Annotated in this window: 7 protein-coding genes and 1 pseudogene; 3 read left to right on the top strand and 5 right to left on the bottom strand. The window is 72.4% G+C overall.

The genetic code is table 11. The features are described 5' to 3' along the window. The 4 genes and pseudogenes from NCC78_RS22190 to NCC78_RS22205 form a co-directional block, all read right to left on the bottom strand. Positions 1 to 670, bottom strand: a pseudogene (locus NCC78_RS22190) (hypothetical protein); the annotation flags it as partial. Positions 671 to 747: 77 nt separating this feature from the next. Next, complete coding sequence (locus tag NCC78_RS22195) at positions 748 to 1,050, bottom strand: cupin domain-containing protein (protein ID WP_250796780.1); 303 nt, start codon at positions 1,048 to 1,050, stop codon at positions 748 to 750. Further along, positions 1,047 to 1,997, bottom strand: a complete 951-nt coding sequence (locus tag NCC78_RS22200; RefSeq protein ID WP_250796782.1) for an LLM class F420-dependent oxidoreductase — start codon at positions 1,995 to 1,997, stop codon at positions 1,047 to 1,049. Before NCC78_RS22200 ends, NCC78_RS22195 begins: the two co-directional genes overlap by 4 nt. A 2-nt stretch (positions 1,998 to 1,999) precedes the next feature. Further along, the gene (locus NCC78_RS22205; RefSeq protein WP_250796784.1) at positions 2,000 to 2,785 is read right to left on the bottom strand and encodes an ABC transporter ATP-binding protein; all 786 of its coding nucleotides are present in this window, start codon (positions 2,783 to 2,785) and stop codon (positions 2,000 to 2,002) included. 268 nt (positions 2,786 to 3,053) lie between these two features. On the opposite strand from NCC78_RS22205, the gene NCC78_RS22210 reads away from it, so the two are divergent. Next, on the top strand, positions 3,054 to 4,082 hold the full coding sequence (locus NCC78_RS22210) for an ABC transporter substrate-binding protein (protein WP_250796786.1): 1,029 nt from the start codon (positions 3,054 to 3,056) through the stop codon (positions 4,080 to 4,082). A gap of 106 nt (positions 4,083 to 4,188) precedes the next feature. Next, the gene (locus tag NCC78_RS22215; protein WP_372495179.1) at positions 4,189 to 5,061 is read left to right on the top strand and encodes an ABC transporter permease; all 873 of its coding nucleotides are present in this window, start codon (positions 4,189 to 4,191) and stop codon (positions 5,059 to 5,061) included. Between the two features lie 296 nt (positions 5,062 to 5,357). Here the strand turns inward: NCC78_RS22215 and NCC78_RS22220 are convergent, their stop codons facing one another. Beyond that, positions 5,358 to 6,539, bottom strand: a complete 1,182-nt coding sequence (locus NCC78_RS22220; protein WP_250796789.1) for an ABC transporter substrate-binding protein — start codon at positions 6,537 to 6,539, stop codon at positions 5,358 to 5,360. Positions 6,540 to 6,985: 446 nt separating this feature from the next. On the opposite strand from NCC78_RS22220, the gene NCC78_RS22225 reads away from it, so the two are divergent. Further along, the coding region (locus tag NCC78_RS22225; protein ID WP_250796790.1) for a sensor histidine kinase at positions 6,986 to 9,341 on the top strand (2,356 nt) is incomplete at its 3' end.

The raw sequence follows: 9,341 nt of genomic DNA on the forward strand, positions 1-9,341 counted from the left end.
GCGGCGGGTGCCCGCGCCAGCGGGCCAGCCCACCGGTCGTCGCGCCGGCCAGCAGGGCCAGCAGCGGCAGGACCAGCATCGCCAGCCGCTGCGCTGCGGCGGCGTCGAGCCACGACGGCTCCCACACCCCGAGGCGTACGGTGGGCAGCGGCCCGGTCCTGACCAGCGACGGCACGACCGAGACCAGCGCCACCAGCCACACCGCGCCGGCCATCAGTGCCATGTTCCAGCCCAGCGGCGGCTTGACCAGCACGGCGAGCGCGGCGCCGGCGCCGACCAGCGCGCCGAGGATCGCGCAGATCCCGACGGCCCAGACCGGGTCCACCGAGACCAGCTCGGCGGCCCGGGCCGGTTGCATGCACAGGGGCGCCACGACGGTCGCTCCCGCTGCGGCGGCGCCGGCGACGGCGAGCTGCCGCCCGGTGCCGGCCAGCGCCGTGTCGCGGCGAGCCAGGCGTTCGGTGAGCACCGCGCCGACCACGGCGGCGTTCGCCGCGAACCAGCCCACCCAGACGAGCTGGGCCGGCCACTGGTTGGCGGTGGCGCCGGTGAAGGCGCCGGTGAACCGGACGATGCCGAAGCCGAACGCGATGCCGAGCTGACCGGCCCCGGTCAGCAGGCTCACCCCCAGCGCGGTGAGCAGCAGTCTGCCCCAGGTCCGAAAGGCCATGTCCGGCACGTTACGGTCCGGTGCGCCCGATCGCCACCGGCGCGCCGTGCGGCGCGGCGGCCCTGCCTCCGGCGGGTCTACTTGAGTTCGACCAGGCGGGCCAGGTAGGTCGTGTCCCCGACATTGGTGAGCATGTGGACGGCGCCCGGGTCCCGGTAGACCACCCCGCCGGTCGGCTCGTCCGCGTCGATCCGGGTGCCGTCGATCGTCTGTACGACGTTCTTCGCGCCCTGGACCGCCACCACCAGATAGGGATGGTCGTGCCGGTGCAGCGGCTGCCGCTCGCCCGGCTCCAGCCGGATGTGCCAGACGCGTACCCGGTCGTTCTCGAACACGATCTCCTGACCGACCGGGCCGAGTTCGGGTCGGGTGTCTGTCATCGGGTTCCGTCCAGTCGGGGGAGCACCTCGGCGGCGATGAGCTCCAGGTGGTCGAGGTCGGCGAGGTCGATCAGTCGCAGGTGCACGCGGGTGGTGCCGATCGCGGCGAACTGGCCGATCCGGTCGATCAGTTGCGCGGGCGAGCCGACCACCGGGTCCTCCGGCGGCAGGGCGCTCCTGACGTGCAGCGGGGCGGCCCGGCGTCGCGCCTCGGCGTCGGTACGGCCGATCGCCACCACGATCCCGGCGGAGAGCGTCAGCGGTGCGCGCCCGGACTCCGCCCGGCCCGTCCGGTCGCACGCCTCCCGCACCCGCTCGTACGCCTCGGCGGTCTCCTCGACGGACTTGAACGGCATGTTGAACTCGTCGGCGTACCGGGCGGCGAGTTCGGGGGTGCGCTTCGGGCCGCGTCCGCCGACGATCACCGGGGGGCCGGGCACCTGCACGGGCTTCGGCAGCGCGGGGGCGTCCACCAGGCGGTAGTGGTCACCGCTGAAGCTGAACGTCCCGCCCGGCGGGGTGCGCCACAGGCCGGTGATCACCTCGAGCTGCTCGGCCAGCCGGTCGAAGCGTTCGCCGACGGCCGGGAACGGGATTCCGTAGGAGGTGTGCTCCCGCTCGTACCAGCCGGCGCCGATGCCCAGCTCGACCCGGCCGCCGCTCATCCGGTCGACCTGGGCCACCATCACCGCGAGCGGGCCCGGGAGGCGGAAGGTGGCCGAGCTGACCAGGGTCCCGAGCCGGATCCGGGTGGTCTCCCGGGCCAGCGCGGCCAGGGTCAGCCAGGCGTCGGTCGGACCGGGCAGCCCCGGGTCGTCCCCCATGGACTGGTAGTGGTCGGCGCGGAAGAAGCCCTCGTAGCCGCCGGCCTCGGCCAGCCGGGCGAAGCGGAGCTGGTCGTCGTAGCTGGCACCCCGGTGCGGCTCCGTGAAGACGGAAACCCGCATGCTCATCGTCCTTCCGCTGCGGCGTGCGCCGGCAGGTCCCGTTCCATCAGGAGTTCGTGCAGGTCGGCGCTGACCTGGGCGACGTCCGCCAGGTGCGCGTTGCGGCCGAGGGTGCGCGGCCGGGGGATGGTCACGTCGACCACCTTGCGGATCCGGCCGGGCCGGGGGCTGAGCACGACCACCCGGTCGGCGAGCAGCACCGCCTCGTCGATCGAGTGGGTGACGAAGACGACGGTGGGGGAGGTCTCCATGTGCACCCGCTGCAACTCCCCGGAGAGCTCCTCGCGGGTGAGCGCGTCGAGCGCGGAGAACGGCTCGTCCATCAACATCACCCGCGGTTCGGCGATCAGCGACCGGCACAGCGAGACCCGTTGCTGCATGCCGCCGGAGAGTTCGTGCGGCAGCCGCTTCTCGAAGCCGCCCAGCCCGGCGAGGTCCAGCAGTTGCCGGGCCCGCTCGCGGTGCTTCGCCCGCTTCCAGCCGAAGATCTCCACCGGCAGCAGGACGTTGTCGAGCACGGTGCGCCAGGGCAGCAGGGCCGGCCGCTGGAAGAGCATCGCGATGTCGGGGCGGGGCCGGGTGATCGGCCTGCCGGCCACGGTGATCTCGCCCTCGGTCACCGGGAGCAGCCCGGCGACCAGGCGCAGCAGGGTGGACTTGCCGCACCCGGAGCGGCCGAGCACGGCGACGAACTCGCCCTCGGCGACGTCGAGGTCGATGCCGCGCAGGGCCTCGACCCGGCCGCTGCGGCCGTCGAAGGTGCGGGACACCCCGGACAGTCGGATCATCTCCGGCCCGCCTCCCTGACTCGACGATCAGCGAACGCGGCAAAGGGTATCCGTCTTGTGTCTGTGTCGCACCGTCCGGGGTGGACGTCAGTTTGTATCCGTTCCGCAACCCGATACGCCTGGCGTCGCAACTGCCGGGTTCTCGTACGCTGTGCCCGCGAAGAGTCCCCTCACGACGGTGGTGCCGGCTTCACCCCCTCCGCCGGCCCGCCAGACAACCCCTCCGGTGGTGGCCCGCCGCCCCGGTCGGAAAGGACATGGTGCACTGATGAGAAGGCTGACCCGTACGGTCGCGACGGCCGCGCTGGCCACGGCCCTCGCCCTGGTCTCCGGCTGCAGCAGCGGCTCGGACTCGTCCGACAGCAAGGGCGCCGACGGCGCGGCACTGGAGAAGGTGACCTACCTCACCTCGTTCGGCAACTTCGGCCGTGACTCCTACGCCTGGGTCGCCAAGGAGAAGGGCTTCTTCAAGGACGCCGGCTTCGACGTCGAGATCAAGCCCGGCCAGGGCACCGGTGCCGTCATCCAGACGATCGTCGGCGGTCAGGCGCAGTTCGGGCCGATCGACCTCACCGGCGGGCTGCTCCAGCTCGGCAACGGCCAGGCGAAGGACTTCGTCGCGGTCGCCGCGATTCAGCAGCGCACCATGGCCGGCATCGCCACCGTCGAGGGCAAGAACATCGCGTCGCCGAAGGACCTGGAGGGCAAGAAGCTCGCCGACACCCCCGGGTCCGTGGTCCGCAACCTCTTCCCGACGTACGCCCGGCTGGCCGGGGTGGACGCCACCAAGGTGACCTGGGTCAACGGTGAGGCGCAGACCCTGATGGGCACGCTCGCCTCCGGCGCGGTGGACGGCATCGGCCAGTTCGTCGTCGGCCAGCCGACCATTGAGGCGGTGACCAAGAAGAAGGCCGTCATGCTGCCGTACAGCAACGTGATGCAGGACCTCTACGGCAACGTGCTGATCACCTCCTCCAAGATCGCCAAGGAGAAGCCGGAGATGGTCAAGCGGTTCACCGGCGCCCTGATGAAGGGCCTGGAGTACGCGCTGACCAACCCGCAGGAGGCCGGCGACATCCTGAAGAAGAACGTCGACGCCGCCAACCCGGCGGCCGCCAAGGCCGAGCTGGAGCTGATGGCCGGGTACGTCCGGTCGAGCAACTCCGGCACCCAGCTCGGCACGCTCGACAGCGGCCGGGTCGCCAAGAGCATCGCCATCCTGCAGGGCGCCGGCGCGCTCAAGCAGAACCTGACCCCCGACCAGATCATCGACTTCAGCCTCGTGCCGAAGGCCTGATCGCCGCCGACCGTGCCACGGGGGTGCGGCCCAGGGGGATGCCCGGGGCCGCACCCCCCGTGGCGTACCGGCCCCGGCCGGCAGGAGAGGAGTACCCGTGACGGACCTGACCGGCCCTCGGTCCGGCGTCGCCGAGGCCGAGCACGCACCAGGTGGGGCGCCCCGGGCGGAGCCCCCCGCCCCGCCGGGTGGCGCCGCCACCCGGCGGCTCACGCCGCGCCCGGCAGCCGTCGGGTGGCCGCTGCTCGGCCTGCTGATCGCGCTGGCCGTCTGGTGGCTGGTGACGTCGGGGCTGGAGCTGGTGCACCCGGCGTCCCTGCCGCCGCCCCAGGACGTGTGGCGCGCGCTGGCGTCGGCGGCCGACGTGCTGCTGCCGGCGTTGGGAGTCACCACCCTGATGACGGTGCTCGGCTTCCTGCTCTCGGCGGTCGCCGGGGTGCTGATCGGGATGGCCCTGGCGGCCTCCCGGCGCGCCGAGCGGATGTTCGCGCCGCTGCTGGTGGCGGTCAACGCGGTGCCGAAGATCGCGCTCGGCCCGCTGCTGGTGGTGTCGGTCGGCTGGGGTGAGAAGCCGATCCTGACCATGGTGTTCCTGCTCTGCTTCTTCCCGATCGTGCTCTCCACGGCGACCGGGCTCACCACCACCCCGGCGGACCTGGCGGAGCTGGCCCGGTCGCTGAACGCCTCGTGGTGGCAGTCATTCCGCAAGGTGCGCTTCCCGGCCGCGCTGCCGCAGATCTTCGTCGGGCTGAAGGTGGCGATGCCGCTGGCCGCGATCGGCGCGGTGATCGGGGAGTTCTACTCCGACAAGCCGGGGCTGGGCTACCAGATCCTGCAGTACAACGGGGTCGGGGACACCGCGACCGCGTGGGCGGCGATCGTGCTGATTGCGGCGATGAGCATCCTGCTCTACTCCGCGCTCTCCCTGGTCGAACGCGTCGCCCTCCCCTGGGTCCGAGCCACCACCTCGGCCAGGTGACCACTGCGCCACCCGCCGCAGGCGGCTCGTTCCGCAGCGGCCGGGCGGACTGCTGATGCAACGCCTCACCGCGTTGCTCACCCGAGTGCTGCCCGCGTTACCGCGGATCGTGCCAGCGGCTCAGCGACGAGCCCCGGACCATGCAGGTCCGGGGCTCGGCAATCTGGTCCCTCGAACGGAGTTCCGGGTTGCTCAGCGTGTCTCGGCGTGGCAACCCTGCTGCCAGAACTTCGCCCGCCACTTGCTGATCAACACGCCTTGCCGCCATCCAGCCGGCTGACTGGTCGGCGTCGCCACTAGCCGGCCAGACGCCAGCGGCCGTTGCGGGCGACCAGCGTGGTGAGGGCCTGCGGCATCAGCCCGGAGTGGTTGTCCGGCGTCATCCGGATCGGCCCGGAGAGGCCGTCGAGCTGCGCGGTCTCCAGGACGTCGCGCAGCGCGTCCCGGTCCACCTTGCCCGGCTCGCCGCCGGCTCGCAGTTCGGCGTCGGCGATGAGCTGCACGGCGTCCGCCGGGAACGACGAGGAGCCGTTGTAGCTGCCGAAGCGGGCGGTGTAGTCCTGGAACCACTGCCGGCGAGCCGCCTTGGCCGGGGTGGTGGCGATGACGTCGTCGATCACCATGGTCTGGGTGAAGATCAGCGTCGCCCGCTCGGTGGCGCGGGCCGAGGCGCCGAGGAAGAGGTCACCGGCCGCCACCGCGTCGAAGAAGAGCGAGCCGTCGAAGCCCGCCTGCTGCGCCGCGCCGGCCGCGAGAATGGCCTGTTCCGACGGGGTCCAGACGACCAGGGCGTCCGGCTTGCCGGCGGTCAGGGCGGTCACCTGCGGGCTTACCTCGGTGTCGCTGGTACGCACCGAGCCGTCCCGCACCAGCCGGATGCCGGCGTTGCCGAACTCGTCAGCCAGGGCCTTCAGCCCTTCTCGGCCGTAGGCGTCGTCGCTGTGCAGCACCGCCACCTTGCGGATGCCCTTGCGCCGCAGTTCGGTGGTGAGCGCGGCGGCGCTGTCGACGGCGTTCGGGGCCAGCTTGAACACGTACCGGCGCTCGGCGACCGGGCTGGCCACCGCGTTGGCGGGAGCCAGGGCGATGGTGGGAATTCGTTTCTCGTTGATGGTCCGCACGGCACCGGCCGCGCATTCGTTGCAGCCGCCCATGATGATCGCGCTGACCCGGGAATCGTTGCTGAAGTCACCGATGTTGCGCAGCGACTCGCTGGCGTCGGATCGGTTGTCCCGCACCTTCAGCTCGATCTTCCGGCCGTTCAGCGCGCCGGAGGAGTTCAACTGCTCGACCTTGAGTTCCAGGGCCCGCTGGTACGCCTTGCCGACGGGCGCCGCCGCGCCGGAGAGTTCGAGGTCCGCGGCGATCACGATGGGACTGGTGTCCTGCTCCGCCGCGCCGAACTGGCAGCCGGTGAGCGTGGTGGCCAGCACGGCCGATGCGAGCGCCGCGGTGGTCGCGGAGCGGATGGGGCTCAACTCAGTCCTCCAGGTGCGGCGCGGGCTGTGCCCGGTCACCGCCGGGTTGTCCGTCCTCGATGGAGGAACGGAATCGGTCTGCCGTACGGTGTGCGCGAAGCCTGCAAAACCTTGCCAATGCCGGGCGCTGTGGTCAAGCGCGGTCCCCGGAGCCTTTTCGGGACCGGGATCCCACATGGTGGGGTAACGAGAAGTTTGCAAACGCTCACGTTGCCGACACGGCTGACCACTCTGGGGTTACATGCCCTGTTCAAGGGCGTGAGGAAATGAAGGTATTAGTTGACCGGAACACGGGATGCGTGCCGTCCGACCGTTTCCTGCCTCACTGCGGCTTCCCAAACAGCATCTCGTCTGATGAAATCGCGGCCGTGCCGCGCGTGGCGCAGTCCGCTGCACCAGGCGCGGGTCGGCGGGTCAGGCGTGGAAGAAACGACGGAGGCGATGTCGTGAGCACCGGACCGACGACCCTGCCCGCCAGCGGCGAGACCGACCAGCCGAAACGCGGCCGGCTGCCCCGGCTCCGGGACGCCCGGATCCGCTCCAAGCTCGCGCTGATCCTCGTCGTGCCGGTCGCCGCGGTCATCGCGCTCGCGACGGTCCGGCTCATCTCCGTCGGCGAGGGCGCCTATGACGCCACCCGCGCCCGGTCGCTCACCGCGCTCTCCATCGACATCTCCGCCCTCACCCACGACCTGCACGCCGAACGGATGGCCGCGGCCGCCTTCCTGGCCGCCCCGCAGCAGAAGGCCGACGCGTACAACCTGCGGGTGCGCCAGACGCAGCAGCGGGTCGAGGCGTACCGCGAGGAGCGCGGACGCATCGGTGAGGTGCCGGCGGCGGTCCGGGGGCGGCTGGCCGCCATCGACGACCACCTGGTGACCCTGGACGGCACCCGGCAGGAGGTGCTGGACCGCCGGCAGATGGCGGTCGCCGAGGCGTCGCTGCGCTACGGGGTCATCCTCACCGACCTGGTCGGGTACGGCGACGGGCTGGCCCAACTGCCCGGCGAGGAGCGGCTGGCGGACGCCCGGCGGGCGGTCGCCGCCTTCGCCCGCGCCAAGGCGGCCGTCGCCGAGGAGGAGTCGGTCGCCGTCACCGCGCTCCTCGCCGGCCAGCTCGACGAGGAGCAGTTCTCCTCCTTCATCGCCACCCTGACCAGCCAGCAGGAGGCCCTGCTCGCCTTCAACCTGGCCGCCGACCCCACCCAGCGCGCCCTGGTCGACGGCACCGTCTCCGGCGACGCGGTCACCCTCGCCGACCGGGTGGCCGCCGACATCACCCGCTCGGTCGGGCAGCGTCCGCTGGTCAGCGCTCAGGACGCCACCGCCGCCGTCGGCGCGGTCAACGACCTGATGCGGTGGGCCGAGATCCGGTTGCAGGACCGGCTGCTCACCCAGGCCGACCAGGCCCGCTCGGACGTCATCCGGCAGGCCGTCATCGAGTCGGTGCTGGTGCTGCTCACCCTCGTCATCGCGGTGACGCTCGCCGTGGTGCTGGCCCGCTCGCTCAACCACTCGCTGCGCCGGCTGCGCGAGGGCGCCCTCTCGGTGGCCAACCACGACCTGCCGGACGCGGTGAAGCGGCTGCAGAACATCGGCAACGTCGGCGACGGCGGCGTCGAGGAGATCGTCCGGCAGGTCCGGGACCCGATCCAGCTCACCAACCGCGACGAGGTCGGCCAGGTGGCGCTCGCCTTCAACGTCGTGCACCGCGAGGCGGTCCGCGTCGCGGCCGAGCAGGCCGCGCTGCGGACCAGCGTCTCGGCGATGTTCCTCAACCTGGCCCGGCGCAGCCAGACCCTGGTCGACCGGATGATCGGCGAGCTGGACGCGATCGAGCGCGGCGAGGAGGACCCGAAGCGGTTGGCCCAGCTCTTCGAGCTCGACCACCTGGCCACCCGGATGCGCCGCAACGACGAGAACCTGCTGGTCCTGGCCGGTGCCGACTCGGGCGTGCCGCGCCGCGACGACGCCCTCCTGGTCGACGTGCTGCGGGCCGCGCAGTCCGAGGTCGAGCTCTACAACCGGATCGAGTTCGGCACCGTCGACACCGACGTCTCGGTCGCCGCGCACGCCGTCAACGACGTGGTCCGACTCGTCGCCGAGCTGCTCGACAACGCCACCCGCTTCTCGCCCCCGAACACCACGGTGGTCGCCGACGGCCGACGGATCCGCGACTACGTCCTGATCCAGATCGAGGACCGGGGCCTCGGCCTGACCGACGAGCAGCTGGACTCGCTCAACCGGCGGCTCGCCGCCCCGCCGAGCGTCGACGTCGCGGCGTTCCGGCTGATGGGTCTGGCCGTGGTCAGCCGGCTCGCCTCCCGCTTCGGCATCCGGGTGGAGCTGCGCCGCAACGTGGATGGTGGCACCGTCGCCCAGGTGACGCTCCCCACCGCGACCGTGGTGCTGCCGTCGGGCCGGGACCAGGTGATCACCCGGCCGCGGCAGCCGCTGACGGTCGAGCAGACGCCGCTCACCCCGGTCGGCGTCGCCGAGCCGCTGGCCGGCTCGGGGCGTACCGGCGCGGCCACCCTCACCGACCAGTGGCGGACCGCCCCGGCGCCCTGGCAGGCCCCGGAACAGTCGCGGGACACCACGGCCACGGTGCGGGCCGGTGGCCTGACCGGGGCACATCCCACCGTCGCGCCCACCGCCCCGGCGACCCCGCCGAAGGCCGAGCCGGCCTTCGCCGGCAGCGGCGGTCTCTCGATCGGCACGCCGACCGTCGCGTACCCCGCCGTCGAGCGGCTGCCGAAGCGGACCCCGGCGGGGGAGAGCGCCGAGCCGGCCGCGCCCGGCC

The organism is Micromonospora phytophila (genome assembly GCF_023656545.1).
Lineage (GTDB): Bacteria > Actinomycetota > Actinomycetes > Mycobacteriales > Micromonosporaceae > Micromonospora > Micromonospora phytophila.

Excerpts from the sequence above, each read along its gene's own strand:
- NCC78_RS22205 (WP_250796784.1), bottom strand. The coding sequence starts at position 2,785 with ATGATCCGACTGTCCGGGGTGTCCCGCACCTTCGACGGCCGCAGCGGC.
- NCC78_RS22200 (WP_250796782.1), bottom strand. The coding sequence starts at position 1,997 with ATGCGGGTTTCCGTCTTCACGGAGCCGCACCGGGGTGCCAGCTACGAC.
- NCC78_RS22210 (WP_250796786.1), top strand. The coding sequence starts at position 3,054 with ATGAGAAGGCTGACCCGTACGGTCGCGACGGCCGCGCTGGCCACGGCC.
- NCC78_RS22195 (WP_250796780.1), bottom strand. The coding sequence starts at position 1,050 with ATGACAGACACCCGACCCGAACTCGGCCCGGTCGGTCAGGAGATCGTG.